27 protein-coding genes and 1 pseudogene are annotated in these 25,732 nt (G+C 50.0%); 17 read left to right on the forward strand and 11 right to left on the reverse strand.

The features are described 5' to 3' along the window. The first annotated feature begins 68 nt into the window (after nucleotides 1-68). Together IE163_RS10555 and IE163_RS10560 are read left to right on the forward strand one after the other, a co-directional pair. On the forward strand, nucleotides 69-617 hold the full coding sequence (locus tag IE163_RS10555; protein WP_229833524.1) for a hypothetical protein: 549 nt from the start codon (nucleotides 69-71) through the stop codon (nucleotides 615-617). Next, nucleotides 614-1,699 (forward strand): PQQ-dependent sugar dehydrogenase, encoded by a 1,086-nt coding sequence (locus tag IE163_RS10560; protein ID WP_189432928.1) that lies wholly within the window; start codon nucleotides 614-616, stop codon nucleotides 1,697-1,699. The genes IE163_RS10555 and IE163_RS10560 overlap by 4 nt, the downstream gene beginning before the upstream one ends. 77 nt (nucleotides 1,700-1,776) lie before the next feature. Here IE163_RS10560 and IE163_RS10565 read toward each other — a convergent pair whose 3' ends face one another. The 8 genes and pseudogenes from IE163_RS10565 to IE163_RS10600 form a co-directional block, all read right to left on the reverse strand. Beyond that, nucleotides 1,777-2,256, reverse strand: coding sequence for an FKBP-type peptidyl-prolyl cis-trans isomerase (locus IE163_RS10565; RefSeq protein ID WP_189432929.1), 480 nt, complete (start codon nucleotides 2,254-2,256; stop codon nucleotides 1,777-1,779). Between the two features lie 193 nt (nucleotides 2,257-2,449). Then, nucleotides 2,450-3,250 (reverse strand): tryptophan synthase subunit alpha, encoded by an 801-nt coding sequence (gene trpA, locus IE163_RS10570; RefSeq protein WP_189432930.1) that lies wholly within the window; start codon nucleotides 3,248-3,250, stop codon nucleotides 2,450-2,452. Next, a pseudogene (trpB, locus tag IE163_RS10575) lies at nucleotides 3,250-4,438 on the reverse strand (tryptophan synthase subunit beta). The gene trpA and the pseudogene trpB overlap by 1 nt, the downstream one beginning before the upstream one ends. A gap of 38 nt (nucleotides 4,439-4,476) precedes the next feature. Further along, nucleotides 4,477-5,871, reverse strand: coding sequence for a bifunctional indole-3-glycerol-phosphate synthase TrpC/phosphoribosylanthranilate isomerase TrpF (gene trpCF, locus IE163_RS10580; RefSeq protein WP_189433009.1), 1,395 nt, complete (start codon nucleotides 5,869-5,871; stop codon nucleotides 4,477-4,479). Between the two features lie 37 nt (nucleotides 5,872-5,908). Beyond that, complete coding sequence (trpD, locus tag IE163_RS10585; protein ID WP_189432931.1) at nucleotides 5,909-6,949, reverse strand: anthranilate phosphoribosyltransferase; 1,041 nt, start codon at nucleotides 6,947-6,949, stop codon at nucleotides 5,909-5,911. Continuing rightward, the gene (locus IE163_RS10590; RefSeq protein WP_189432932.1) at nucleotides 6,949-7,614 is read right to left on the reverse strand and encodes an aminodeoxychorismate/anthranilate synthase component II; all 666 of its coding nucleotides are present in this window, start codon (nucleotides 7,612-7,614) and stop codon (nucleotides 6,949-6,951) included. Before IE163_RS10590 ends, trpD begins: the two co-directional genes overlap by 1 nt. A gap of 1 nt (nucleotide 7,615) precedes the next feature. Beyond that, nucleotides 7,616-9,187, reverse strand: a complete 1,572-nt coding sequence (locus IE163_RS10595) for an anthranilate synthase component 1 (RefSeq protein ID WP_189432933.1) — start codon at nucleotides 9,185-9,187, stop codon at nucleotides 7,616-7,618. A 418-nt stretch (nucleotides 9,188-9,605) separates the two neighbouring features. Continuing rightward, nucleotides 9,606-9,791, reverse strand: coding sequence for a DUF6435 family protein (locus IE163_RS10600; RefSeq protein WP_189432934.1), 186 nt, complete (start codon nucleotides 9,789-9,791; stop codon nucleotides 9,606-9,608). Between the two features lie 117 nt (nucleotides 9,792-9,908). On the opposite strand from IE163_RS10600, the gene rnm reads away from it, so the two are divergent. From rnm to rluB, 5 genes are read left to right on the forward strand one after another with little or no spacing between them, the layout of a single operon-like run. After that, a complete protein-coding gene (rnm, locus tag IE163_RS10605) occupies nucleotides 9,909-10,784 on the forward strand; it encodes an RNase RNM (protein ID WP_189432935.1) in 876 nt (291 codons plus the stop codon). Further along, a complete protein-coding gene (locus tag IE163_RS10610; protein ID WP_189432936.1) occupies nucleotides 10,781-11,401 on the forward strand; it encodes an L-threonylcarbamoyladenylate synthase in 621 nt (206 codons plus the stop codon). The genes rnm and IE163_RS10610 overlap by 4 nt, the downstream gene beginning before the upstream one ends. A gap of 30 nt (nucleotides 11,402-11,431) precedes the next feature. Continuing rightward, nucleotides 11,432-12,253: a segregation and condensation protein A gene (locus tag IE163_RS10615; protein WP_189432937.1), complete on the forward strand. Its 822-nt coding sequence runs from the start codon at nucleotides 11,432-11,434 to the stop codon at nucleotides 12,251-12,253. Beyond that, a complete protein-coding gene (gene scpB / locus IE163_RS10620) occupies nucleotides 12,253-12,849 on the forward strand; it encodes an SMC-Scp complex subunit ScpB (RefSeq protein WP_189432938.1) in 597 nt (198 codons plus the stop codon). The genes IE163_RS10615 and scpB overlap by 1 nt, the downstream gene beginning before the upstream one ends. Next, nucleotides 12,849-13,844: a 23S rRNA pseudouridine(2605) synthase RluB gene (gene rluB / locus IE163_RS10625; protein ID WP_189432939.1), complete on the forward strand. Its 996-nt coding sequence runs from the start codon at nucleotides 12,849-12,851 to the stop codon at nucleotides 13,842-13,844. Before scpB ends, rluB begins: the two co-directional genes overlap by 1 nt. Nucleotides 13,845-13,940: 96 nt before the next feature. Here rluB and IE163_RS10630 read toward each other — a convergent pair whose 3' ends face one another. Next, nucleotides 13,941-15,026, reverse strand: a complete 1,086-nt coding sequence (locus IE163_RS10630) for a CobW family GTP-binding protein (protein ID WP_229833525.1) — start codon at nucleotides 15,024-15,026, stop codon at nucleotides 13,941-13,943. Between the two features lie 224 nt (nucleotides 15,027-15,250). On the opposite strand from IE163_RS10630, the gene IE163_RS10635 reads away from it, so the two are divergent. After that, nucleotides 15,251-15,793 carry a substrate-binding periplasmic protein gene (locus tag IE163_RS10635; protein ID WP_189432940.1) on the forward strand — a complete coding sequence of 181 codons (543 nt, stop codon included), beginning with the start codon at nucleotides 15,251-15,253 and terminating at the stop codon, nucleotides 15,791-15,793. A gap of 350 nt (nucleotides 15,794-16,143) precedes the next feature. Here the strand turns inward: IE163_RS10635 and IE163_RS10640 are convergent, their stop codons facing one another. After that, entirely contained in the window at nucleotides 16,144-16,944 is an 801-nt protein-coding gene (locus IE163_RS10640; RefSeq protein WP_189432941.1) for an SDR family NAD(P)-dependent oxidoreductase, read from the reverse strand. 137 nt (nucleotides 16,945-17,081) lie between these two features. Next, complete coding sequence (locus tag IE163_RS10645; RefSeq protein WP_229833526.1) at nucleotides 17,082-17,999, reverse strand: LysR family transcriptional regulator; 918 nt, start codon at nucleotides 17,997-17,999, stop codon at nucleotides 17,082-17,084. Nucleotides 18,000-18,099: 100 nt separating this feature from the next. Here IE163_RS10645 and IE163_RS10650 point away from each other — a divergent pair, with 100 nt between their 5' ends. The 9 genes from IE163_RS10650 (at nucleotide 18,100) to IE163_RS10690 (ending at nucleotide 25,725) form a co-directional block, all read left to right on the forward strand. Beyond that, nucleotides 18,100-19,212 carry a muconate/chloromuconate family cycloisomerase gene (locus IE163_RS10650; protein ID WP_189432942.1) on the forward strand — a complete coding sequence of 371 codons (1,113 nt, stop codon included), beginning with the start codon at nucleotides 18,100-18,102 and terminating at the stop codon, nucleotides 19,210-19,212. A gap of 11 nt (nucleotides 19,213-19,223) precedes the next feature. Then, complete coding sequence (gene catC / locus IE163_RS10655; protein WP_008983199.1) at nucleotides 19,224-19,514, forward strand: muconolactone Delta-isomerase; 291 nt, start codon at nucleotides 19,224-19,226, stop codon at nucleotides 19,512-19,514. 44 nt (nucleotides 19,515-19,558) lie between these two features. After that, nucleotides 19,559-20,479, forward strand: a complete 921-nt coding sequence (gene catA / locus IE163_RS10660; RefSeq protein WP_189432943.1) for a catechol 1,2-dioxygenase — start codon at nucleotides 19,559-19,561, stop codon at nucleotides 20,477-20,479. 134 nt (nucleotides 20,480-20,613) lie between these two features. Further along, complete coding sequence (benA, locus tag IE163_RS10665; RefSeq protein ID WP_189432944.1) at nucleotides 20,614-21,984, forward strand: benzoate 1,2-dioxygenase large subunit; 1,371 nt, start codon at nucleotides 20,614-20,616, stop codon at nucleotides 21,982-21,984. Beyond that, nucleotides 21,981-22,487, forward strand: coding sequence for a benzoate 1,2-dioxygenase small subunit (gene benB / locus IE163_RS10670; RefSeq protein WP_189432945.1), 507 nt, complete (start codon nucleotides 21,981-21,983; stop codon nucleotides 22,485-22,487). Before benA ends, benB begins: the two co-directional genes overlap by 4 nt. 16 nt (nucleotides 22,488-22,503) lie before the next feature. Further along, complete coding sequence (gene benC, locus IE163_RS10675; protein ID WP_189432946.1) at nucleotides 22,504-23,523, forward strand: benzoate 1,2-dioxygenase electron transfer component BenC; 1,020 nt, start codon at nucleotides 22,504-22,506, stop codon at nucleotides 23,521-23,523. Nucleotide 23,524: 1 nt separating this feature from the next. Continuing rightward, on the forward strand, nucleotides 23,525-24,316 hold the full coding sequence (gene benD / locus IE163_RS10680; RefSeq protein ID WP_189432947.1) for a benzoate diol dehydrogenase BenD: 792 nt from the start codon (nucleotides 23,525-23,527) through the stop codon (nucleotides 24,314-24,316). An 81-nt stretch (nucleotides 24,317-24,397) separates the two neighbouring features. After that, a complete protein-coding gene (locus IE163_RS10685; RefSeq protein WP_189432948.1) occupies nucleotides 24,398-25,057 on the forward strand; it encodes a 3-oxoacid CoA-transferase subunit A in 660 nt (219 codons plus the stop codon). Between the two features lie 11 nt (nucleotides 25,058-25,068). Then, nucleotides 25,069-25,725 carry a 3-oxoacid CoA-transferase subunit B gene (locus IE163_RS10690; protein WP_189432949.1) on the forward strand — a complete coding sequence of 219 codons (657 nt, stop codon included), beginning with the start codon at nucleotides 25,069-25,071 and terminating at the stop codon, nucleotides 25,723-25,725. The last annotated feature ends 7 nt before the right edge of the window (nucleotides 25,726-25,732 follow it).

Raw genomic sequence — 25,732 nt, forward strand, 5'->3', positions numbered from 1 at the left:
TCAGATCTTATCTCAAATTGATCTTAGCAGCTTCGTCTACGTAAAAATATTACTTGAAGCAGATAAAGTTGAGTTTCTTTAGCGGATGCCATAACGTTATTGCTGACTTAACCATCTACCTAAACAATTACAACAACAGATTGTCTTTGGGCAAGTTTAATACGAAAGGCGGGATTAAATTGAAAAAAATCGTGTTGTTTATCTTAGCTGTGCTAGGTGCAGCTGCTTTGGGATCTGTGCTGCAAAGCCTGTTTAACTTAACAGCAATAGCAGCGTTAACCGATGCAATTGCGTTACCTCTGTGGTTTCAGACCATCGGTTATGATCTTATCTATTTTATGCCAGTTCTTGCTGCAATTTTACTCCCTGTGATGTTGATCAGTTTGCTAATAACGGCACTATTGCATCGTTACCTTAAACTATCATTATTAGCGGCGAGCTTTGGCGTAACCGTACTGGGCACTTGGCTTGCATTGCTGATCATCAACCATTTTGCACCTATGCCCACCCTAATTGCGCTTAATCGCAGTACTGTTGGCACTTTGCTATTACTTTGTTGTAGCGGTTCTGCTGTGGTGATTTTTCAATATTTAACCCATAAGCGGAGGCTCAGATGACACGTCTTTTAGCATGCTTTTTAAGCATCAGTTTGCCAGTTTATGCTAGCCAGTCTATCCAAGTAGAAACAGTCGCGTCAGATTTAGATTTCCCATGGAGTCTGGCATTTTTACCGGAGGGCGGCTATTTGGTTACCGAACGAACCGGAAGCCTGGTTAGTTTTTCGGCAGCAGGGGAATTGCTGTCCCGCCATTCTGTGGCTTTACCTAAGATCTTTGTTGCTGCACAGGGAGGTTTGCTCGACATAAAGTTGGCTAAAGATTTTTCGCAAAGCGGCCGCCTTTTTCTGAGCTATTCCTGCGGTAATATCCATGCAAATAGTACTTGTCTGGCAAGCGCTCAGTGGGCGGCAGGGGAGCTAACGGCAATTCGTCCCATCTTCCATGCCAAGCCTGATCGTCAGGGTGCTGCGCATTACGGTGGCCGGATAGCCTTATTGCCAGATAACAGCTTGCTGTTAACCTTGGGTGATGGGTTTGACTTTCGCGAGCAGGCACAGAATAAAGCGAGCCATATTGGAAAAATTGTCAGACTAACGGAGGATGGAGCTGCACCTACTGACAATCCTTTTGTTGAACAACCTGGGGTAGCGGCTGAAATTTTTACGCTTGGGCATCGCAATGTGCAAGGAATTTTTTATGACGAGGTAACAAATAAAATTTATAGTCACGAACATGGTCCCAAAGGTGGGGATGAGTTAAATCTGCTGGAGGCAGGTAAAAATTATGGTTGGCCAGTGGCAACCTATGGTGTTGATTATACTGGTGCGCGAATTTCGCCCTTTACTGAATTTGCGGGTATGCAAGCACCTTTGCACGTTTGGACGCCATCGATAGCTCCAGCGGGGATGACCCTTTATCGCGGTGAATTATTCCCTAAGTGGCACGGCAATATTTTTGTCAGTGCCCTGGCAGGCAAGGCATTGCATCGTTTAGTGTTAGAAAATGACAAGGTGGTAACTGAAGAGGTGTTATTAAAGGAGCTGGGTAGTCGCATTCGAGACGTGCGCACCGGCCCAGATGGCGCTATTTACTTACTGACCGACGGTGCCAACGGCCAACTACTGCGCCTCACCCCTTAAAACTTATCCACACAACTCCGGTACCGGTAAGAGCTAAGAGGCCTGACCGGTACCGGAGTCGTGTGGACAACTTGTCTTTAGTGGTTATGGCCGCCTTCACCGTGCGCATGGCCGTGGGCAATCTCATCGGCCGTTGCTTCCCGTATTTTGATGACTTCAAGATCGAAGCTAACCGTTTTACCTGCTAGTGGGTGATTGGTATCCACCTCTGCTTTAAACATACCCACTTTTACCACTGTTACCTGGCGTTCACCTTGCTCGGTTCTTAACCAAGCAATCATGCCGGGTTTCCATTTCTTGGCACCAGATAAGTGTTTTACTTGAACACTTTCAATCGCATCTGTTAACAATTCGCCGTAAGCATCTGCAGGCGCTAAGGTAACCTGTACTTTGTCGCCGACCGTTTTACCTGTTAATTCTGCTTCCACTTTAGGAAACATTTGATTATGGCCATGTAAGTAAAGCAAGGGCGAGCCTTTACGTGAGCTTTCTAGTTCAGTGCCGTTTTCACTTAGGGTGTAATGAAACTGCACAACGCTGTTTTCTTGAATTTGCATAGGAAAATCTTCAATAATTTATCGTGCAGCTATTATACCTAATAGCAAACAAGAATTGTTTCTAATATCACAGATATTTTTGCAAACTTATCCACACAACACCGGTACCAGTTAGACCTCTGAGGTCTGGCCGGTACCGGTGTTGTGTGGATAAACTGGTTGGACCGGTACCGGAGTTGTGTGGATAAATGGGTTAGGTGGCGGCTTTCATGGCGCTGGCAAAGTGCCGCAAAGCCGGCAGCAGTATGGCTGGCTCGTGCAGGTGTTGCTCAATCAGTTTAACAATAGCCGAGCCGCTAATGGCACCTGCAGCACCGTTGGCGATAGCATCACGCACCTGTTCCGGGCTGGAGATGCCAAACCCCAATAGTGGTGGTGCGGGGTTATATTGCCGGATGCGGTTAATCAGCTCGGCAGTAGGCATCGCCGCTTTAGTTTCCGCTCCCGTCACACCGGCGCGGCTTAGCAGGTAGGTATAGCCGCGGCCATAAGAGGCAATGGCGCGCAAGTCATCATCATCGACGTTTGGTGGCACAATATAGATAGGGGCAATATTGTGTGCCATCGCGGCCTGGCGGAACATTTTACTTTCGTGTAGCGGTACATCGGCAATCAGCACCGAATCAACCCCTGCCTCAGCGGCTACGGCATAAAACCCGTCGACTCCCTTGGCCATTACCAAGTTGGAATAGAGCAATAAACCAATCGGGATATCTGCAGCATAAGCACGAATTTTTTTAATTAGCTCAAAGCTCATCGCCGGTGTCACCCCAGCAGCTAGCGCACGGATATTAGCGTTTTGAATAGTTGGGCCATCGGCAATCGGATCTGAGAACGGGATCCCCAGCTCCAGTGCATCGGCGCCGCCATCAATTAGCGCTTTGATAATTTCAAAAGACAGCTCTGGGTTTGGATCGCCCAAGGTGACAAAGGGCACAAAGGCGCCGCGCCCCTCAGTGGCTAAGCGACTAAACATCTGTTGATAACGCTGCATTATTCTGCTCCCTCTGTCGTTGCTTGCTCGGCCTGTTGCTGTGCTTGTGCCGCTAACACGCTATGCACATGGCTTAAATCTTTATCGCCGCGGCCGGATAAGTTAATTAATAATACCTGTGGGGTAGTGGCTGCTGCGGCCAGTTTTAGGGCATAAGCTACCGCATGCGAGCTTTCCAGTGCTGGAATAATGCCTTCGGCCTTGGCTAACAGCTGAAAAGCAGCCAGGGCTTCATCATCATTAATGGCCACATATTCGGCCCGACCACTTTGCTGCAAGAACGTATGCTGAGGGCCAACTGCCGGATAATCCAGACCTGCAGAAATAGAATAAGACTCTTCAATCTGACCATCGCTGGTTTGCATAATGGCGGTATAGGCACCGTGTAAGATGCCATAGCTGCCAGTACTTAGCGCGGCACCATGTTGGTGAGTATTAATGCCCATACCCCCTGGCTCGACGCCAATTAATTTCACGTTCGGCTCGTCGATAAAATCGAGCAATCACTGCATCGGGTAATTTACCTTCGGCTTTAAGAATTTGCGCCTTGGCTTCTTCGCCAATCATTCGCTGAAAATCCCGTACTATGGTAGGAAACGGATGCGGACCTGCAGCAGTACCCAGCATATAATGGGTGGTGTCATAGGTAGCGGACCAATCGCGCATCGCTTCGTTTACCGCATCTTTTAAGGTACCGGAACCTGCCGTAACCGGAATAACCGTTGCGCCCATCAGCTTCATCCGAAATACATTCGGCTGCTGGCGCTCAATATCTTTGGCGCCCATATAGATACGGCATTTTAGACCGAGCAAAGCACAGGCTAAGGCGGTAGCCACACCATGTTGGCCCGCGCCGGTTTCGGCAATCACTTCTTTTTTGCCCATACGCTTGGTTAACAGAGCCTGGCCTAATACCTGATTAGTTTTGTGGGCGCCGCCATGCAGTAAATCTTCGCGCTTTAAGTAAATTTTTACCAAGGGGTTTGGTGATAAATTTCGGGTTAGCGTTAACGGAGTTGGCCGGCCCGCATATTCCGTTAGCAGCTGTTGAAACTCGGCCAAAAATGCCGGATCTTGCTGCGCATCCACAAAGGCGGCTTCCAGTTGCTTTAATGCCGGTACCAGTAATTGCGGCACAAACATACCACCGTACTGACCAAAATAAGGGTTTAGTTTAAGCTCACTCATTAGCGACTCTCTTTAATTAGCAGTAATTAGCTCGAAAATTAATTTGCCTGCTTTGGCAGCAGATCAAATTGGCGAATTCTGTCAAAGGCTTGCGCAACTTTGTCGGCATCTTTAATGCCGGGGGCGCTTTCTAAGCCGGAATTTAAATCTAAGCCAGCAACTGGCAAGCCTAATGCCAGACTAACATTGTCTGGGTTTAAGCCGCCGGCCAGCATAATCTTTTGCTGACTTGCTGTGTTTTGCAGCAATTGCCAGTCGAAACTCAGGCCACTGCCGCCATGTTGCTCTGGATGAAAGCTATCTAGCAAAATGCGAGCAGCATAAGGCGTAAACGCCGGTAAGGCCGCTTTAACCCGATAGGCTTTCCAGATCTCACAATTGGCGGGAAGCTCAGTTTTGAGTTGTTGCAGGTAGCTATCGTCTTCATCGCCATGCAGTTGCACAGCACTTAACCCTAAGCGGTTGGCCAGTTTTGCCACATCTTCTAACGGGCTATCGACAAAGACACCAACAAAGTTAAGCGCAGCGGCTTGCACCAGCGCCGCTGCTTGCTCCGGACTGACATAGCGCGGTGAGGTTTTAGCGAAAATCAGGCCTCCATAATAAGCACCTGCCTGCTTAACGGCTTTTACGTCTTCCACCCGGGTTAAACCGCAGACTTTATGCTCGCCGATAATCAGTTTATGACAAGCTTTTGCTAAATCGGCTTCAGCCATCAGCGAGCTGCCCACTAAAAAAGCATCGGCGACCGGTAATAACTGCCGTACCTGTTGATTAATGTAAATGCCTGACTCGGATACCACAGTGCGACCTGCCGGTATTAAGGCCCGTAACCGCACACTGGTTTGTAGATCGGTGCTAAGATCGCGCAAATTACGGTTATTAATCCCGATAAGCTCGGCACCTAAGGCCACAGCACGCTCGGTCTCTTGCTCGTTGCTGACTTCTGTCAGCACTGTCATGGCTAAATCTTTAGCAATTGCGGCTAACAAGCGGTATTGGCGATCAGATAAGATTGAGAGCATTAATAGCACCGCATCTGCGCCAGCTTCGCGCCCGGCATAGATTTGATAAGGCTCAATAATAAAGTCTTTATGTAAAAGTGGCTTATCCGAGAGTTGCCGCATCGCGCGTAAATAGTCGTAGCTGCCCTGAAAGAACTGGCTATCGGTTAGCACCGAAATGCAATCGGCATAGGTGTTATACACACTGCTGATTTCAGTTAAATCAAACACCGGTCGAATTAAGCCTTTCGAAGGGGAGGCTTTTTTACACTCTAAAATAAAACGCGCGCCGGGTTGCTGCAGTGCCGCCAAAAAGCTATTGCGGCTTTGCGTAACCAGATGAATAAAGTCATCTAGTGGCCGCTCGGCGGCCATGGCGGCAACTTCGCCTTGTTTATGGGCGACAATTTTAGCCAACACGCCCTCAATAGCAACTTCCGGCCTAAAGCTTAGGGTTTCGATGACATCAGCCAAGGCTTAACTCCTTTAAGGTGTGTAACGTACTAAGCGCTTTAGCACTTTGCAATTGCTCTAGCACGGCACGGGTATTCACTTTTAAATCGGCGCCTAAGCCGGAAATTTTCAGCATTGCCGCAACATTGATTGCCACAGCATGTAAGTGCGCTGCGGGTGCGCTGCCATCTAAAATGGCTAAGGTGGCTGCGGCATTTTCTGCGGGCTCGCCGCCAGCTAAGCTCGTTAGCGGCTGCAGCTCTACGCCAAAATCTGCTGGGCTTAATGTGAATTCTGAAAGGACACCGTCTTTTAACTGGCAAACATAGGTATTACCATGCAGGGCAATTTCATCGCAGCCGCTGCCATGTACTACCCATGCAGCTTTAGTGCCTAACTGTTTTAAGGCCTCGGCCATTAAGCGGCACAGCGCCGGATCGTAAACACCAAGTAATTGAAAATCGGGGCGGGCCGGGTTAATTAAGGGGCCAAGCAGGTTAAAAAGGGTGCGGCTTTTTAACGCAGTACGCACCGGCATGGCATGCTTAATACCACTGTGATACAGCGGCGCAAACAAAAAGCTGCAACCACTGCCTACAAGGGTGTTAGCCGCCTGCGCTGGGCTTAGCTGAATATTAACGCCCAGCTGCTCCAGTAAATCGGCTGAGCCTGAGCGGGAAGACACGCTACGGTTACCATGTTTGGCTACCGGCAGCCCCATACTGGCTGCTACAATGGCAGCGGTGGTAGAGATATTAATGGTATTACTGCCATCACCACCAGTACCACAGCAATCGATAGCACCGCTTACGCTTGCAGGAAAAGGCGTTGCAGCTGCTAATAGCGCGCTGGCCGCGCCGGTAATTTCATCGGCGGTTTCGCCCCGTACCTTTAACGCGACTAATAAGGCTGTTAATAATACCGGCTCTACTTCGCCTCTCACCACGGCGCCAAAAAACTGCTCACTTTGGGCGCGGCTTAGGCTTTTATTGTTAAGCACCTGCTGCACTAATGGCAACACGCTGGCGTTTTGTTCCGTTATCGCTTGCGTCATTAGCATGGGCTCCTGTGTAGTTGATCTTTTAATAAATAAGCAACACTTTGCTTTAACAAGGGCTTACCCAAAGTCGTTAAAATTGACTCGGGGTGAAACTGAAAACCCAGCATCCGATCCTGCTCGTTAATTACCGCCATTGGAATATGCCGCTCGCGGGCAATTTCGGTTAGCGCACTGGGCAGTGTTGTTGCCATTAACGAGTGATAACGTGCTACCGGAAAAGGCCTGGGTAAATCAGCAAATACCGGATGTTCATCCAGCACTATAGCCGAGGTTTTACCATGTACGGTTTCACCAGCGCGACCGACCACTCCACCGTAATGTTCTACAATGGCCTGATGCCCTAAACAAATGCCCAGCACCGGATAAACCCCCGCGCAAAGCTTTAGTAACGCTGGCATGGCACCGGCATCGGCAGGTGCACCAGGACCTGGCGAGAGCACCAGTAACACTGGGCCACTTTCTTGTTGCATCTTGGCAAAGATATACTCGGGCGGCACGGTATTGCGATACAGTTTTAGCGTAAAGCCTAGCTGCGCAAACTCATCAACCAGGTTATAGGTAAAAGAGTCGATATTATCGAGCAGGTAAATGGTCGTCCCTGCCAGTGGGTTCGTTAAATCTGCTGCAGATTGCTGGGCTAGTGCTTGTTGTGTTGTCATCTTAGTAACCTGCTAATTGAATGGCTTTAATCACGGCTTGCGCTTTATTGCGGGTTTCTTCTGCTTCCAGTTTGGCAACTGAATCGAACACCACACCAGCACCGGCCTGAATATAGGCCATGCCGTTTTCCACATAAGCTGAGCGGATCACGATACAGCTATCGAAATCGCCATTACCGGCTAAATAACCCACCGCCCCGCCATAGGAGCCGCGCTTTTGTCCCTCCACCTGTCGGATCAGCTCAGCCGCTTTGACTTTAGGTGCACCCACCAATGTACCCATATTCATACAAGCCTGATAAGCATGTAAGGCATCCAGTTCTGGTTTTAAGGTACCAACGACCCGTGATACTAAGTGCATAACATAAGAATAACGGTCTACTTTAAGCAGCTCTTTGACATAACGGCTGCCAGGTACGCTAATTCGCGCCACATCGTTACGGGCTAAATCGACCAGCATTAAATGCTCGGCTTTTTCTTTCTCGTCCTGGCGCAGCTCCAGCTCAATGCGGCTATCCAAATCACGATCAATACTGCCATCGGCGGCAAAACCACGGCGACGTGTGCCGGCGATAGGGTAAATCTCAACCTGACGATCGGCAGCGGCGAATTTTAGCGCTGATTCCGGCGAGGCACCAAACAGGCAAAACGCTGGATCTTGCAAATAAAACATATAGGGGCTGGGATTAAGCTGCTTTAATTTGGCATAAGCTTGCAGCGGCTTGGGGCAGGGCAATGAAAAACAACGCGACGGTACTACCTGAAAAATATCACCCGCCACAATATGCGCTTTTAAGTTTTCGACTTGTTGCTCAAAATCGCTATCACTAATATCAACCGCAATGTCTTGCTCTGCATTGCCCTGACCTGCAGCCAATGGCTGGCTGTGTGCCAATAGTTGTTTTAACTGCTCCAGCCGTTTGCCAATCACAAAACAATTGGCCGCCGCGTTTTCACCACAAAACACATTACCCACCAAGCGGCTTTGCTGGCGTTGATGATCAATCACCAGTGCGGTCTCGGCTAAGTAGAACAGATAATCCGGGCATTTATTGGCTTTGGCTGCTACTTCTGGCAACTGCTCGATATTGGCAACCATATCGTAGCCAATCACCCCGCCTAAAAAGATGGCAAAAGGCTCGTCACACTGGCCGCGCAAGCTTTGTTGAATAACACGCAAGGCACTAAAAGGGTTAGCTTGGGTTAAACGGCTAACTTCATCTAATAGCGCATCCGGCCGGGTAAAGTTGGCGCTGAGTTGCTCCGAGCTCAGCGTTATGCTGGCTAAGCCCTGCAGTTGTTCAGCTAAAAAGGGTAACAACGCCAGACCATTATTGCTAAGTGCGCTAATCACTACCTGCTGAGCGTTACATTCAATGCGCAGTGCCGCATCAATTAGCATTAGGCTATTGACGCTGTTCTTGCTATCTATCTCGGCCGACTCTAATAGTAATGAGCAGCTAGCTGGTTTACAGACACTGGCGTAAGCCGCCAGCGCATCGGCCTGATAGGGCACAGGCAGGGCGATACTGGCAACTTCGCCTGCTGTATCGGTAATATGGCTAAAAATCATTTACGTGGTCCTTACTGCAAAATGGTTACAGGCATCAGGCCAAAAAAAAGCCCGCTTCTTTGGGAAACGGGCTTAGGTAATTAAAGCGAATACAACGCCTACACACGCCCGTTGGGAATGTGCCACCACCAGTTAATCAGGTTGAAAGCGGTTGTAAATTGCATTGGTTTTAATCACCTTAAATTGGACTCGTACATAAAACCGCGAAATCGTTTTCGCGTCAAGGGTAATTTTGCATTTAAAAGAAATAAAACCGTAAAGATGGCTATACGGCTCATTCAGTTGTCTATGCGGGTTTTGCTTTTTACAAGGTAACACTATAAAAGGAAATGCGCTGATTAAGCGCAGCCATGCCGTAGCTATAGTTAGTCGGCTACTAAACCAGCTTAAAAACGCCAACTTAGCTGTGCATTGACGGCTATTCTGATAATCCTTGTTGCTGTTTAAGCGTGGTGATTTTTTGCCATATCTCTTCACTCTCTGCCGTTAAGTCGGCAAAAAGCCGCATATCACCATTACGCTGGGCATGCATCGCCTCTTCTAGTTTAGCGTTATATTGCTTGCTAAGTTTTTTTAAGGGATCAGGCTTTAACCATCCGAACATGTGTCGCTCCTTCTTATGTTGATATAACCAGTACGCGATAACGGTTAACTTGGTTTTGCGAAAGTTGGGCTTTACCACATAGTATGCGACAATAATGGCAGAGATTAAGGAAACTGCATGAAAATCGACTTACATAGTCACACTAACCACTCTGATGGCGTATTAAGTGTATCTGAATTACTAAACCGGGCACTCGAGTTTAAGCTGGATGTGCTGGCCATTACCGATCACGATACCGTGAGCGCCCTTGTAGAAGCAGAGCGTTGGCTGCAAGCTGAAAAAGCCCCCTTAACGCTGATTAAAGGGGTTGAGATCTCTACCGCTTGGGCGGAATTTGAAATCCATATCGTTGGTTTAAATATCGATGCCGATTGTCCGCAGTTTCTTAGCCGTTTAGCCAGTCAGCAGCAGCGCCGTTTGGCCCGTGCGCAAGAGATTTCCCGGCGTTTGGCTAAAGCCAATATTCCTGGTGCCCTAGAAGCCGTCTTAGCCGAAACCGGCGAGGGCGCTATAACCCGTACCCACTTTGCCCGGTTTTTAGTAAAAACCGGTCGTGCCGCCACCATGAATACGGTATTTAAGAAATATCTGGCTCGCGGTAAAACTGGCTATGTGCCCAACAATTGGGTGGAGATGGCCGAGGCGATTCAATGGATCCATGAGGCGGGTGGCCAAGCGGTACTGGCGCATCCACTTAAATACAAATTAAATGGTAAATATTTAAAGCGACTGGTCAGTGATTTTACGCTAGCCGGTGGCGATGCCATGGAAATTATCTCGCCGCAACAAACCCTGGTGCAGCGACGGGAGCTATGGGCGCTGTGTTTACAGCATGGGCTAACCGCTTCTGTTGGCTCAGATTTTCATCAACCAACAACTTGGAATGAATTGGGAAAGCATCTATATTTACCTGACGATGTTACTCCGATTTGGGCGAACTGGGCGTTATCTCAGCTAGCCGCGACGACCACTTTACAAAGGCAAGACTTATGAGCCAGTTTTTTCATATCCATCCAGAAACACCACAGCAGCGGCTGCTTAAACAAGCGGTGCAAATTATTCAACAAGGTGGTGTGGTGGTGTATCCCACAGACAGCGGCTATGCGCTGGGTTGTCACACTGGCGATAAAAATGCGCTGGAGCGGATATTGCGTATTCGGCAAATTAGCGGTGATCACCATTTTACCATGATGGTGCGTGATTTATCGGAGCTGTCGGTGTATGCCAAGGTAGAAAATACCGCCTTTCGTTTAATTAAAAACAATACACCAGGTGCCTATACCTTTATTTTGCGCGGCACCAAAGAAGTGCCTCGGCGTTTATTAAATGAAAAGAAAAAAACCATTGGTTTACGTATCCCAGAAAATAAAATTGCGCTGGCGCTGCTAGCCGAGTTAGGTGAGCCTTTACTTTCGACCAGTCTGGTATTGCCGGGCCAACAATTTGCGGAAGCCGATCCTGATGATATGCGCCAGCAGTTGGAAAAGCAGGTTGATCTGATTTTACATGGCGGCGTTATTGGCGAGGATCCGACCACTATCATTGATTTATCGGAAGATAACCCAGTAGTAATTAGGGAAGGGCGTGGTGATGTGCGGCCTTTTCAATAAGGTAAGTGGTCGCTTACCGAGCACAGTGAAATGACGGAGCCAGTTGCCAGCCTAACCATTCAACACCCTTTACCGCTGGCTTTTGTCCGCGGAGAGGCGGTATTAGATAGGCCGGAAGATCTCTATATTCCGCCGGATGCCTTAGAAATTCTGCTTGATGCCTTTGAAGGGCCACTGGATTTTTTACTGTACTTAATTCGCCGCCATAAATTTGATTTGGTCGATTTACCGGTAAACGAAATTACCCTGCAATATATGGAATATATTAACCTAATGCAGGAATTAAATTTTGAGTTGGCGGCAGAATATCTGGTGATGGCCGCCATGCTAGCTGAGATTAAATCCCGCTTGTTATTGCCTCAGTTAAGCAGTGCGGATGCGGAAGAGTTAGATCCCCGAGCAGAGTTAGTGCGGCGCTTGCAAGAGTATGAAGTCTTTAAACAAGCGGCAACCGATTTAGACGCGCTGCCAAGGCAAGAGCGGGATTTTTTTCCGGCTAAAGCCAGTTTAGCGGATAATTTTAGCCCACTACTCATTTTCCCTGAGGTAGAATTTGACGAGTTGATCGCGGCACTCAAAGATATTGTAAAACGCGCCAACGCCTTGCAGCATCATCATATTAAACGTGAACATTTATCTACCCGTGAGCGCATGAGCAGAATTCTTGACTTATTGCAGCAGCGTCAGGGGTATCTGGAGTTTGCCGAATGCTTTGAGCTAAGCGAAGGACGGGAAGGTGTGGTGGTAAGCTTTTTAGCCATATTAGAGTTAACCAAAGAGAAACTGGTGGAGTTGACGCAAGTGGCTCCTTACGCACAAATCCATGTCAAATTAGCAATGAATGAGGCATAATGGCGCGCAAAATAAACGATGTGCAATTACTGCAGCTATTAGAAGCGGCCATTTTTGCGGCCGATAAACCCCTCAGCCGTACCGAGCTACAGGCCACAGTATTAGATGATTTCGCGGTAAGTAGCCGTAAACTCACCCAAATATTGCAGCAATTACAGCAAGATTACAGTGCGCGCGGTATTCAGTTGTTAGAAACGGCCAGTGGTTATCGTTTTCATACCCGACCGGAATTTAGTGATGCCTTAGCCAAACTTTGGCCAGAGCGTTCGCCACGTTATTCCCGTGCGGTATTAGAAACCTTAGTATTAATTGCCTATCGGCAGCCGATCACCCGCGGCGAAATTGAAGAAGTTCGCGGTGTCTCGGTTAGTACGCAAATTATTCGTACCCTTACCGAGCGCGGCTGGGTAAAGGTCGTAGGGTATAAAGAAGTACCGGGACGGCCAGGGCTCTATGCGACTACTGCCGCCTTTTTAGATTATTTTGGGTTACCCCATTTAACTGCGTTGCCGCCACTCACTGAGTTTCAAGCTATTCTCAGTGAGAACGTTGAGCAACACGTATCCACCGTCGAGATGACAGGAGAGCTCCATTAATGAGTGAAAAATTACAGAAAGTATTGGCCCGTGCTGGCGTAGGTTCGCGCCGCGAAATGGAAGAGTGGATCAGCCGTGGCCGGGTTACCGTCGATGGTAAACCTGCCGTGCTGGGTGATCGGGTTGATACTACCCAGGCTATTCGGGTTGATGGGCATCCGGTGCTGGTAGCCAGCGAAGAGCAGCATATTTGCCGGGTACTGGCTTACCACAAACCGGAAGGCGAGATTTGTTCGCGTACCGATCCAGAAGGTCGGCCAACGGTGTTTGCGCGTTTACCCAAAATACGCGGCGCGCGCTGGATTGCGATTGGCCGCTTAGATATTAATACCTCTGGCTTGCTGCTATTCACCACTGATGGTGAGCTGGCTAACCGTTTAATGCATCCTAAGTTTGAAGTTGAGCGTGAGTATGCGGTGCGGGTGTTTGGCGAAATTAATGATGCGATGATTCAGCGCTTGCGCACCGGTGTCGAATTAGAAGACGGCAAAGCCAACTTTAAGAAAATTAAAGCCCTGCCAGGCGAAGGGATCAACCGTTGGTTCCATGTAGTGCTAACTGAAGGTCGTAACCGCGAAGTCCGCCGCATGTGGGAATCGCAGGGCGCAGTAGTGAGCCGGCTTATTCGGGTGCGCTATGGCGATTTGCTGTTACCAAAACACTTACCTGCTGGCGGCTATGCCGAGTATCCGCTGGATGAAGTGAATTATTTGCGTAAATTGGTGCATTTAGGTGCAGAAAATGAAACCTTAGTTAAGGCGGAAGATCGCACCGAGCGTCGTCGTCGCATGGCCAGTATGAAGCGTGCGGTGCGCAAGCATCAAATCGCCGAGAAAACCCCGGGCAAAGCGGAAGGCAAAGCCACTAAAACTGAGCGGCCTGTTAAATCGGAGAAGCGGCCTGCAGCCTCTGATAACAAACCCAGCAACAATGGTACTAAGCCAGCGCGTAAGCCGGGTCACAAACCAAAACAGCCGACGCGTAATCGCGGTTAAGGTAAGCTGATAACAGTAAATAGCAGCTGTAGCGTAATGCAGCTGCTACTTTGTTTGGTTGTAGTGCCATAAAGATGCCAAGCAACGTTTTCACTTTTAACGCAAAAACGCAGCAATGCTTCGTTCTAGTGCTTCTCGCTCAATATCGTAAGTAATAAATACCAGCTTACTTTTTCGATCGGCATCTGGCCATTCAGGTAAAAATGCAGACTGATGGAAAATATGCTGTACCCCATGGATCACCATTGGGCCAGGAAACCCTGCTAAATTAATAATACCTTTAATTCTGAGCATATTAGCCCCCATCATCTGCATCATACTCGTTAACCATCCCTCTAAGCGGCCATGCTGCAAGGGGGTATCAAAAGTAAAACAGTACGCTTTAATATGCGTATTGTGGCGATTTACATCGTTTTGACTACTCAGATCCGAGCTTAAATTGTCCAGGAAAGGGTTTGCTGCCATCGCAGTTGCATGGTCTAACGGCGCAAATGAGGCCAGGTTTAACCATTGATTGAGCGGTGTGGCACTCTGGACGGGTTCGATATGATCTAAACTGAGTATAGCGTTCGGATCAAGCTGACCAGCTTGAGGCTGCGCAATGGTTGCAGCGGGATTTAACTGTTGCAAGCGTTGGGTTAATGCGGCAACTTGGTGAGGCTGTGCCGTAGCAAAATCGGTTTTAGTGATAAGTAATAAATCGGCAACTGCTACCTGTTTTTGTGACTCGGGATGGCGATCAAGGGTTGCTTCGGCATGAAGAATATCGACGGTGGTGATCACGCCTTGCAGCCGAAACATGGCATTGAGCTTGTTATCGGTGATAAGCGTGTGAACTATTGGCGCTGGCTCGGCCAGGCCAGTAGTTTCAATAATAACCCTATCGAACTGACGCTGCCCATGGCGCGAGAAACGCCAATGGATATCGCGCAATGTCTTGGCTAAATCGCCACGAATAGTACAACACAAACAGCCACTGCCTAATTCGACAATGACATCTTCGTTGGTATGGCTTACCAACAAATGATCCAAACTGACACTACCAAATTCATTAATAATCACCAAAGTACGCGCCATCTCTGGTTGTTTAACTAAATAGTTAAGTAAGGTTGTTTTGCCACTACCTAAAAAACCCGTGAGTAAATAGACAGGAAGCCGATTGGCATTAACTTGAGACTGCAACGAATGCTACCTAATGTTGAGAACTAACTCTGTTATATAGTAACATCTAGTTTGGTAGCTTGACAGTTGCTGCGGCATAAAAGGAGGGAGCAGGGATGGTGCCTGCGTCCTAAACTTTGCTAGGGGCAGCATTGATATAGTATGGTAACAAGAGTTAGGAAATAGTGTTTTAGAAAAATCGCTCTTACTGCTTTTACACAGTTAATTTGTGTATTGGAGATACAATGCGCCCGCTTGTTCTCGCGATAGCCTTTATTATCGGCTGTTTTCCTGCCTATAGTTGTACCTTTCGCTTTGGTAATGAAATCAGTTTTCGGCCTTTTATCGAGTTGCAAGACAACAATTGGCAAGGCTTAACGGTTGAGCTGTTACAAATGTTGGTGCAGGATGTTGGATGCGCATTAGAGTTTATTCCAAGCCCGTGGTTACGTTCGTTAAGGCTGATTGAACAGGGTGAGTTAGATGTGTTGACTCATCTTACCTACAATCATGAACGTGCAGCTCGTTTTGCTTTTATTGGGCCGCATCATTTAGAAAGTATTTATTTGGTAGCTGTAGCTGATGCCTTTCCTGGGGTATCGAGTATTGGACAATTGAGCAGCAAAGGGGCCGGCTTTATTGCCTTGTTGAATGGTGCCTATTATGGCCAAGAACTCGACGCCATGATGAAGCACAAGCGCACGCAGGAGTTTTTTATTGCTATTGTGAGTAATCAAGACAAGCTGTTGTTGCTTGCCAATGGCAGAGTGCAGGGGGGTAATGGATAATATTACCGCGCAGAGCACGATATCAGCTTACCACTACCAAAACCGACACTGTAAAAAGTGCTAAACTTACCTCAAACCAAGCTAAATCGGAGAGCCTGACAAAATACTAACTAAGTTTTCTGACTAATTACGTACCTTGTGGCTGGTTTGCGGAATCAGTTCTGCTTTTTTCGCGCGGTCTCAAGCAGAGATTTTTGGTAATTTGACTGCGCTATATGTTTAGGTCCCTCTAACTTCATCTTTTTGTTTTAGCAAATAATTTTTTAAAGGTAACTCAGTGGCAGCATTATTTTTTTCAAGTGTGTAATTTTTATTGGAAAGGTAAGGTCAATGACTCTATCTCTTTGAACTTAACGGACCTTACTTTTACGGATAAGTTTGTAAAGTAGCTCGGGCGATAGGCGGCTGACCAAAGCGGCGAGCTTTTCTTTAAAGCCTCCAATCACAATATAGCTTTGGCCTGCTTTCAGGGCTTTTAAACTAGCTGTGGCAAATTGCTCTGCCGTCATAGCTTTAGCTTGGGCATCATCCATCTTACCTAGTGCTTCGCCATTGCCGGTTAAGGCGTTCATCGAAACGGCTGTTTTTACAAAACCAGGAAAGATAACGGACACTCGGATACCCTGCTCAAACAGCTCAGCTCTGGCGCTATTGGCCCATAAATGTAACGCTGCTTTGGCTGCTGAATAACTGCCACGATATTGGGTGCCTACAAGCCCTGCGACACTAGAGACAAACACCAATTGCCCGCTTTTTTGCTGCAACATCACCGATAGAACCCGGCGGCTCAGCGCCACTTGCGCAAAATAGTCAATTTCCATAATTTTACGATCGGTTTCGCCGGTGGTATCCATCACCAAAGCGCGTTGACTAATACCGGCATTGTTAATAAGCCAGTCTAGTTTGCCATACCGTTCAAGTAGGGCTGCTAGGGCCTGTTGCTGGGCTTGTTCATCACAAATATTTAGGGGTAAGACAAGGTGTTTTTCAGGATCAGGCAAGGTCAAACGCACCCGCTCTAGCTGGTCGGCACGCCTGGCGCTTAACACCACTGAGGCGCCTTCTTTAGCAAAAGCGCATGCCAGTGCCTCACCAATGCCACCTGATGCCCCCGTTATCCAAACAATTTTATCTTTTAGCGTTTTTGTCATTGTTCTAGCCGTCTACAGATAAAGAGGTCTGATGGTAGAGTATGCAGCCCGCTGTTGTCAAAGCAGTATTTATCCACACAACTCCGGTACCGGCCAGAGCTCGGACCTCCGGCCGGTACCGGAGTTGTGTGGATAAGTTAGAGTTCTTCACGGATATAGCGGATGCGCTCGTCTTCGTATACCTGGTAGATGTTTTGCAATAATGCTTTTAAATCATCCGATTGTTCACCCATGCGGATACTCATAATCACTGGCGACACCGCGCGTTGCTCGTCCAGATCCAAATAGCTGACGTCCTGGCGGATAAAGGCATGCATACTGCTGGGTACTATCGTCAGGCCTTCACCGGCGGCGACTAAACCGATAGCAATTTGCAGCTCCCGCACTTCAATCACCTTATTCGGCGTTAAGCCGCGATCATAAAACAGCGCCAGGATCTGATCGGCAAAGCTCGGTCGTGGCTGCTTTGGGAACACCAAGAGCGGCTGATCAATCAGATCACGCAGCGTCAGCTTCTGGCCTTTTTTGGCCAGTGCATGCGAGGAAGGTAGCGCCACCATTAGCGGCTCTTCGCGCAGCAAAATACGCCGGATACTGGGATCCTCGACCCTTAAGCGACCAAAACCAACATCAATTTTGCCGGCTTTTAGCGCTTCAATCTGCTCTGAGGTGGTCATTTCGTGCAGGGTGAGCTCCACGTTGGCATGTTGCTCGCGAAACTGGCGGATAATCCGCGGCAGCAAGCCATACAGTGTAGTGGCAACAAAACCAATCGATAAACTGCGCTCTATTTTGCCGACCCGCTGCGTCATGGTTTTGATCTCAGCGCTTTTGGCCAGCAAGCGTTTGGCATGGGTATACAAAAATTTACCGGCTTCGGTCAGCTGTAATGGCCGGCTGCTACGCTCAAACAAACTCACACCAAGTTCATCTTCTAATTGCTGAATTTGCCGGCTAAGTGGCGGCTGGGCAATAAAAAGTCGCTCCGCCGCGCGGGTAAAATTCTGCTCTTCTGCTACAGCGACAAAATATCGTAAATGCCGAATTTCCATCATGTATACCTTTTTGGTATGGAGTTGATACCAACATAGTGTTGGAACTGCGATTAACGCCGAAGTATTGTCCGGTTATCCGATTTAACTATACCGAAACGATATGATCAAGGCGATTGAAACAATTCTGATAGATATCCCGACCATCCGACCGCACAAGTTGTCGGTGGCGACGATGAGCACCCAGACTCTGGTACTGGTGCAAATCCAAACTGACGACGGTTACAGCGGCTGGGGCGAAGCGACCACCATTGGCGGCCTGAAATATGGCGACGAAAGCCCGGAAAGCGTAGCGGTGAATATTCGCGAGCATATCGCGCCCTTATTGCTTGCACAAGATGAGCGTCAGGTCGGCGCCCTGATGTACCGCCTGCGCAAAAATATCCGCGGCAACCGCTTTGCCAAATGCGCGTTGGAAACTGCCTTACTGGATATCCAGGCGCAGCGCCTTGGCGTGCCAATGAGCGAGCTTTTAGGTGGCCGCCTGCGTGACAGCGTACCGGTACTTTGGACCCTGGCCAGTGGTGATACCGCCAAAGATATCGACGAAGCGCAGATGATGATCGATTTGCGCCGCCATAACAGCTTCAAACTGAAAATCGGTTTAAACAGCATTCAGCACGACGTGAATCATGTGTTGGCGATTAAAAAAGCGCTGGGTAACGACGTCAGTATCCGCGTTGACGTCAATCAGGCCTGGTCGGAACTACAAGCCACCACTGCCATTCAGCAGTTACAGGATGGCGGTATCGATTTAATTGAACAGCCATTAAAAGCCGAAAACCGCGCCGGTATGGCGCGGCTGGCTGAGCGCTTTAGCGTTGCCATAATGGCCGACGAAACCTTAAACGGCCCGCAGGATGCGTGGGAAGTCGCCCGCCTGAACGCCGCTGATGTGTTTGCAGTAAAAATTGCCCAGTCCGGCGGCCTGATCCAGGCCAAAGAGCTTAGCACCATCGCCCGCTTAGCTGGCATCAGCCTGTACGGCGGCACCATGCTGGAAGGCGCTGTTGGCACTATGGCCTCAGCCCAGCTATTTGCCACCTTCGATGAACTGGAATTTGGTAGCGAACTGTTCGGCCCCTTGTTGCTGAAGCAAGACATTCTGGCCGAACCACTGCAATACCGTGATTTTGCGCTGCAACTGCCGACCACACCAGGTCTGGGGCTGGCGCTGGATCTTGACAAAATTGCCGCCTGGCGTCGCCCGGCTTAAGGAGCTTTAGCATGTTATTTCAGGTACGGATGGATGTAAGCATCCCCGCCCATTTAAGCGAAACCGAGGTCAACGACCTTAAAAGCCGTGAAAAAGCGCTGGCGCAGCAACTGCAGCAAAGTGGCAAATGGCGCCATCTGTGGCGCATTGCCGGCCAGTATGCCAACACCAGTATTTTTGATGTAGCCAGTAACGAAGAATTGCACAACCTGCTGCTGTCGTTGCCGCTGTATCCCTTTATGCAGATTGAGGTCACGCCGCTGTGCCGGCATCCGTCCTCGATCCATGACGACGACCGTTAAACCACGCTCTCACTAATAATTTGATACCGACAGGGGACAACACCATGACACATAACGAAATCGACCAGTTAGTAAAAGGCTTTATCATTGACGCCGCCCAATCTGCAGCGAACCCGCGGGTACAGCAAATTGTGCTGCGCTTGGTAAGCGACTTATTCAAAGCGATTGAAGATTTGGATCTTAGCGCCAGCGAAGTCTGGAAAGGCTTAGAGTTTCTGCAAGAAGCCGGCGGCCGCATGGAGCTGGGTTTAATTGCTCCGGGGATCGGCTTAGATCGCTTCCTCGATATCCGCTTTGACGAAGCCGAAGCTAAGCTTGGCATCACCGGCGGTACACCGCGCACTATCGAAGGCCCGCTCTATGTGGCCGGTGCGCCTGTTGCCAAAGGCTTTGCGCGACTGGATGACGGTACTGAATCTGAACAAGGCAAAGTGCTGTTTATGCAAGGCACTGTATATGGCGCTGACGGTAAGCCGCTGCCCAATAGTCAGGTCGAAGTGTGGCATGCCAACCTGCTTGGTAACTACTCATTCTTTGATAAGTCGCAGTCTGATTTTAACCTGCGCCGCACCATCATTACTGACGACAACGGCCGTTATCAGTTCCAGAGCATCGTGCCAAAAGGCTACGGCTGTCCGCCAGATGGTAGCACCGCCAAATTACTGGGCTTATTAGGCCGTCACGGTCAGCGCCCGGCACACATCCACTTCTTTGTGACGGCAGATGGTCATCGCAAACTGACTACGCAAATCAATATCGACGGTGACGAATACCTGTGGGATGACTTTGCCTTTGCCAGCCGCGAAGGCCTGGTACCGCCGGTAGTTGAGGTTAGCGATCCGGCTGTTTTGGCCAAACATGGTGTTAGCAAACCGTTCGCCTCGATTGATTTTGACTTCCATTTAAATGCGGAAGTGGCGGCGGCGCCTACGACTGAAGTCGAGCGGCGTCGCGCCCAGGCCTAAGTTCATTCCAGCTTAATCCTGAGCTTGCTCTGAGTTGTAACGGAGTTCCCTTGGCGCAGCAGTTGGGTAAACCATAGTACAGACTGCTGCGCTTTTTTTCAGGATATCAGTAACTGATTTTGAGGTAAGACACCATGTATATCATCGATCCGGACCGGCCGCTGAACGAGCGCACCCTGAACGACTTTTTAGTTGAAGATCACGACAAAGGCGACCACCGCCTGCACCGCAGCGCCTTTACCGACCAGCGCTTATTTGAGCTGGAAATGAAATATATCTTCGAAGGTAACTGGATTTACCTGGCGCATGAAAGCCAGATCCCAGATACCAATGACTACTACACTACCTATATTGGCCGTCAGCCAATCTTTATTGCCCGCAACCGCGCCGGCGAGCTGAATGCCTTTATCAACGCCTGCAGCCACCGTGGCGCTCAGCTGTGCCGGCATAAAAAAGGCAACAAAGCCACCTTTACCTGTCCGTTCCACGGCTGGACCTTTAATAACAGCGGTAAGTTGTTAAAAGTCAAAGATCCGCTTGATGCCGGCTATTCGGAGTGCTTTAACAAAGAAGGCTCGCACGACCTGAAAAAAGTCGCACGCTTTGAAAGCTACCGCGGCTTTTTATTCGGCAGTCTGAACCCGGACGTCGCCCCGCTGACTGAGTTCCTGGGTGAAGCGGCGAAAATCATCGATATGATTGTTGATCAATCAGCCGATGGCTTAGAAGTGCTGCGCGGCTCCTCTACCTATACCTTTGACGGCAACTGGAAACTGCAGGCCGAGAATGGCGCCGACGGTTACCACGTTTCCGCCGTGCACTGGAACTATGCGGCGACCACCAACCGCCGCAAAGAAGAAGCCGCCAAGCGTGAAGATAATATCAAGGCGATGGATGCCGGTCGTTGGGGCCAGCAGGGCGGTGGCTTCTATGCCTTTGAACAGGGCCACATGTTGCTGTGGACCAACTGGGCGAACCCGGAAGATCGGCCGAATTTCCCGCGTTATCAGGAATTTGCCGACAAGTTTGGTCAGCCCACTGCTGACTGGATGATCCAGCGCTCGCGCAACCTGTGTCTTTATCCGAACGTCTATCTAATGGATCAGTTCGGCAGCCAAATCCGTCTGTTACGGCCACTAAGCGTGGATAAAACCGAAGTCACCATTTATTGCATCGCACCGAAAGGTGAAGCGCCAGAGGCCCGTGCCCGCCGCATTCGTCAGTACGAAGATTTCTTTAATGTCAGTGGCATGGCCACCCCGGACGATTTGGAAGAATTCCGCGCCTGTCAGCAGGGTTATGCCGGTAAGGTGATGGAGTGGAATGATATGTGTCGGGGTGCCACGCACTGGATCCAGGGCGCGGATCAGGCCGCACAGGAAATTGGTTTAAAGCCGGTGATGAGTGGCCTGAAAACCGAAGATGAAGGCTTATACACCGTGCAGCACAGCTACTGGTTAAAAGTAATGCAAGACGCTCTGGCCAAAGAAGGAGGCAAAGTATGAATAAGCTGAGTAATAGCGCGGTTGATTATCAGCAACTTTGCGCCTTTTTATACCGCGAAGCCCGGTTACTGGACGATGAACAGTGGGACGACTGGCTGCAATGTTATCACGACGACGCCCAGTTCTGGATGCCATCCTGGGATGACGATGACAAGTTGGTCACCGATCCGCAAACTGAGATTTCGCTGATTTATTACCCGAATCGCGCCGGGTTGGAAGACCGGGTGTTCCGGATCAAAACCGAACGTTCCAGCGCTACCATGCCGGATACCCGCACCAGCCATAACCTGAGCAATATCGAAGTGGTAGCGCAGCAGGGCGATTTAGTCACGGTGCGTTTTAACTGGCATACCCTGAGCCATCGTTACAAAACCACGTTCAGCCATTTCGGTATGTCGCGCTATGTCATCGATGTCAGTGGCGATAGCCCGAAGATCCGCGACAAGTATGTGGTGCTGAAAAACGATTATATCCATCAGGTTATTGATATTTATCATATTTAATGCCGGGGAGCCTGCTATGACCTTTCGTATTGCCTTACAGTTTGAAGACGGTGTCACCCGCTTTATCGACTGCAAAGACGGTGAGCTGTTATCCGATGCCGCTTACCGCCAGAAAATTAATATTCCGCTGGACTGCCGTGACGGCGCCTGCGGTACCTGCCGCGGCTTTTGTGAGTCGGGCAAGTACGAGATGCCGCCCGAGCTGTATATCGAAGATGCGCTAACCCCAGAAGAAGCCGCACAAGGCTATATTCTGGGCTGTCAGATGCGGCCCAAGTCTGATTGCGTGGTGCAAATTCCGGCTTCGTCGACCAGCTGTAAAACCGGCATGGCCGAGTTTGCCGGCACCCTGACGGCGCTGAGCCAGCCGAGCGATTCCACCATTTGCTTTACTATCGCGCCAGAGCAACCGGCTGCGCTAAGTTTTCTGGCCGGGCAATACGTTAAGGTCGCCGTACCGGGCACTCAGGATAGCCGTGCCTATTCCTTTAGTTCCGGCCCGGGTCAGGACAGCGTCAGCTTTATCGTACGCAATGTCCCGGGCGGTCTGATGAGCAGCTTTTTAACTCAAGGCGCCAAAGTCGGCCAGGCGATGAGTTTTAGCGGCCCCTATGGCAGCTTTTACCTGCGTCCGGTACAACGGCCGGTATTAATGCTGGCCGGTGGTACCGGTATTGCGCCCTTTATGGCGATGCTGGATGTGTTAGCGCAAACCGGCAGTGCTTATCCGGTGAATCTGGTGTTTGGTGTAACGCATGATCAGGATTTAGTTGAGCTGGACAAACTGGCTGCTTTTAAAGCGCAACACAGCTGGTTTGACTATCGCACTGTGGTGGCCAGCGAGGCCAGTCAGCATCCGCGCAAGGGCTATGTTACGGCGCATATTGACGAGGCGTGGCTGAATCAGGGCGATGTCGATATTTATCTGTGTGGTCCGGTGGCGATGGTGGATGCAGTCCGTAACTGGCTGAATACCGCACAAATTACCCCGGTAAGTTTCCACTACGAGAAATTCTCAGCCAGTGTCGGAGCCTAAGATGAACGCACGCTTTGTCAATAAAGTGGTACTGGTTACCGGCGCAGCTCAGGGCATCGGCCGCGGTGTCGCCGAAGCGCTGGCACAGGAAGCCGCCAAGCTGGTATTGGTTGACCGCGCCAGCTTTTTGCCGGAGGTGGCCGCGGAAATTAAAGCCGCAACCGGCCTGGCTGACAGCGATATTCTGACCGTGGAAGCTGATCTGGAAAGCTGGAGCGGCGCCGAGCAGATGGTGCAGGCGGCGCTGACACAGTTTGGCCGCATTGATGTGCTGATTAATAACGTCGGCGGCACCATCTGGGCTAAGCCATATCAGCACTATCAGCCGGATGAAATTGAAGCTGAAATCCGTCGCTCCTTAATGCCGACGCTGTGGAGCTGCCGTGCCGTATTGCCAGCGATGCTGGCGCAGCAAGCCGGCGCCATTGTCAATGTGTCTTCGATTGCCACCTGCGGTATTAACCGCATCCCTTATTCGGCTGCCAAAGGCGGTGTTAATGCCTTAACCGCCAGTCTGGCGTTTGAGCATGCTGCTGATGGCATTCGGGTCAATGCGGTCGCCACTGGCGGCACTGAAGCGCCACCACGCAAAGTGCCGCGCAACCCGAAGCCACTGAGTGCCGACGAGCAGGTCTGGTATCAGCAAATTGTCGATCAGACCATCGAATCGAGCCTGATGAAGCGCTACGGCAGCATTAACGAGCAGGTACAGGCGATTTTGTTTCTGGCCTCTGATCAGGCCTCTTACATTACCGGCACTGTCTTGCCGGTAGGTGGCGGCGATCAGGGCTAAGCGGCAAACAGGGCGAACCAGCGCCGTTAACTCTTTAACTTAAGCTTTGCCAGTTGCTGGCACAGCGAAGCAGGTGAACAGATGATAGATAAAACTGTGGCGACCGCCGCTGACGCGGTGGCGCAAATTTACGATGGCGCAACGGTGATGATTGGCGGCTTTGGTAGCGCCGGCCAGCCGGCTGAGCTGATTGATGCCTTAATCGCTCAGGGGGCGCGCGAGCTGACCATTGTTAATAACAACGCCGGTAACGGCGACACCGGGCTGGCGGCGCTGTTAAAAGCCCGCCGGGTGAAAAAGATGATCTGCTCTTTCCCACGCCAGTCCGACTCTTACGAGTTCGATGCGCTGTACCGTGCCGGTGAAATTGAACTGGAACTGGTGCCACAAGGCAACCTGGCTTGCCGAATTCAGGCCGCAGGTTCAGGCCTTGGCGCCGTCTTTACTCCTACTGGTTATGGCACCTTGCTGGCGGAAGGTAAAGAAACCCGAGAAATCAATGGTAAACACTATGTGCTGGAATACCCGATCAGCGCCGACTTTGCGCTGATTAAAGCGCAGCATGGCGATCGCTGGGGCAATTTGGTGTACCGCAAAACCGCACGTAACTTCGGCCCTATTATGGCCGCCGCGGCTAAGGTCACTATTGCGCAGGTTAGCGAAATTGTCCCGCTGGGCGCGCTGGATCCGGAGCAGGTAGTGACACCGGGTATTTTTGTTCAACAACTGGTTGCAGTATAAGGAGCCGCGTCATGATGTATCAGCCATTAAACCGCGATCAACTGGCGGCGCGGGTTGCCCGCGATATTCCGGAAGGTAGCTATGTCAACCTGGGTATCGGCTTACCAACGCGAATTGCCAACTTTCTCGATCCGGAAAAAGAAATCTTTTTACACAGCGAAAACGGCCTGCTGGGCATGGGCCCGGCACCGGCGCCGGGCGAGGAAGATCCGGAGTTGATTAACGCCGGCAAGGAGTTTGTTACCTTGCTAACCGGCGGTTGTTATTTCCATCATGGCGATTCCTTTACCATGATGCGCGGCGGCCATATCGATATCTGCGTACTCGGTGCCTTTCAAATCGCTGCCAATGGCGATCTGGCCAACTGGCATACCGGTGCCGCTGATGCCATTCCGGCGGTTGGCGGGGCGATGGATTTAGCCGTGGGTGCCCGCAAGGTCTTTGTGACGACCGATCATGTCACCAAAAAAGGCGAGCCAAAGATTGTTGAGCGCTGTAGCTATCCGTTAACGGGTGTTGGCTGTGTCGCTCGCATTTACACCGATCTGGCGGTGATTGATGTGACACCACAGGGCCTGCTGGTACAGGAAATGGTACCGGGTATTAGCCGCGAGCAGTTGCAGGCGATGACTGGCGCAGCGCTGCAATTTTCTGCTAACTGTCAGTAAGGCTGAG

This window comes from Alishewanella longhuensis (assembly GCF_014653435.1).
Taxonomy (GTDB): Bacteria; Pseudomonadota; Gammaproteobacteria; order Enterobacterales; family Alteromonadaceae; genus Alishewanella; species Alishewanella longhuensis.

Excerpts from the sequence above, each read along its gene's own strand:
- catC (WP_008983199.1), top strand. The coding sequence starts at position 19,224 with ATGTTATTTCAGGTACGGATGGATGTAAGCATCCCCGCCCATTTAAGC.
- IE163_RS10635 (WP_189432940.1), top strand. The coding sequence starts at position 15,251 with ATGCGCCCGCTTGTTCTCGCGATAGCCTTTATTATCGGCTGTTTTCCT.
- IE163_RS10560 (WP_189432928.1), top strand. The coding sequence starts at position 614 with ATGACACGTCTTTTAGCATGCTTTTTAAGCATCAGTTTGCCAGTTTAT.
- IE163_RS10610 (WP_189432936.1), top strand. The coding sequence starts at position 10,781 with ATGAGCCAGTTTTTTCATATCCATCCAGAAACACCACAGCAGCGGCTG.
- rluB (WP_189432939.1), top strand. The coding sequence starts at position 12,849 with ATGAGTGAAAAATTACAGAAAGTATTGGCCCGTGCTGGCGTAGGTTCG.
- benD (WP_189432947.1), top strand. The coding sequence starts at position 23,525 with ATGAACGCACGCTTTGTCAATAAAGTGGTACTGGTTACCGGCGCAGCT.
- IE163_RS10640 (WP_189432941.1), bottom strand. The coding sequence starts at position 16,944 with ATGACAAAAACGCTAAAAGATAAAATTGTTTGGATAACGGGGGCATCA.
- IE163_RS10595 (WP_189432933.1), bottom strand. The coding sequence starts at position 9,187 with ATGATTTTTAGCCATATTACCGATACAGCAGGCGAAGTTGCCAGTATC.
- rnm (WP_189432935.1), top strand. The coding sequence starts at position 9,909 with ATGAAAATCGACTTACATAGTCACACTAACCACTCTGATGGCGTATTA.
- IE163_RS10590 (WP_189432932.1), bottom strand. The coding sequence starts at position 7,614 with ATGACAACACAACAAGCACTAGCCCAGCAATCTGCAGCAGATTTAACG.
- benA (WP_189432944.1), top strand. The coding sequence starts at position 20,614 with ATGTATATCATCGATCCGGACCGGCCGCTGAACGAGCGCACCCTGAAC.
- IE163_RS10615 (WP_189432937.1), top strand. The coding sequence starts at position 11,432 with ATGACGGAGCCAGTTGCCAGCCTAACCATTCAACACCCTTTACCGCTG.
- benC (WP_189432946.1), top strand. The coding sequence starts at position 22,504 with ATGACCTTTCGTATTGCCTTACAGTTTGAAGACGGTGTCACCCGCTTT.
- trpA (WP_189432930.1), bottom strand. The coding sequence starts at position 3,250 with ATGCAGCGTTATCAACAGATGTTTAGTCGCTTAGCCACTGAGGGGCGC.
- IE163_RS10645 (WP_229833526.1), bottom strand. The coding sequence starts at position 17,999 with ATGATGGAAATTCGGCATTTACGATATTTTGTCGCTGTAGCAGAAGAG.
- benB (WP_189432945.1), top strand. The coding sequence starts at position 21,981 with ATGAATAAGCTGAGTAATAGCGCGGTTGATTATCAGCAACTTTGCGCC.
- IE163_RS10690 (WP_189432949.1), top strand. The coding sequence starts at position 25,069 with ATGATGTATCAGCCATTAAACCGCGATCAACTGGCGGCGCGGGTTGCC.
- IE163_RS10650 (WP_189432942.1), top strand. The coding sequence starts at position 18,100 with ATGATCAAGGCGATTGAAACAATTCTGATAGATATCCCGACCATCCGA.
- IE163_RS10600 (WP_189432934.1), bottom strand. The coding sequence starts at position 9,791 with ATGTTCGGATGGTTAAAGCCTGATCCCTTAAAAAAACTTAGCAAGCAA.
- trpD (WP_189432931.1), bottom strand. The coding sequence starts at position 6,949 with ATGACGCAAGCGATAACGGAACAAAACGCCAGCGTGTTGCCATTAGTG.
- catA (WP_189432943.1), top strand. The coding sequence starts at position 19,559 with ATGACACATAACGAAATCGACCAGTTAGTAAAAGGCTTTATCATTGAC.
- IE163_RS10565 (WP_189432929.1), bottom strand. The coding sequence starts at position 2,256 with ATGCAAATTCAAGAAAACAGCGTTGTGCAGTTTCATTACACCCTAAGT.
- scpB (WP_189432938.1), top strand. The coding sequence starts at position 12,253 with ATGGCGCGCAAAATAAACGATGTGCAATTACTGCAGCTATTAGAAGCG.
- IE163_RS10685 (WP_189432948.1), top strand. The coding sequence starts at position 24,398 with ATGATAGATAAAACTGTGGCGACCGCCGCTGACGCGGTGGCGCAAATT.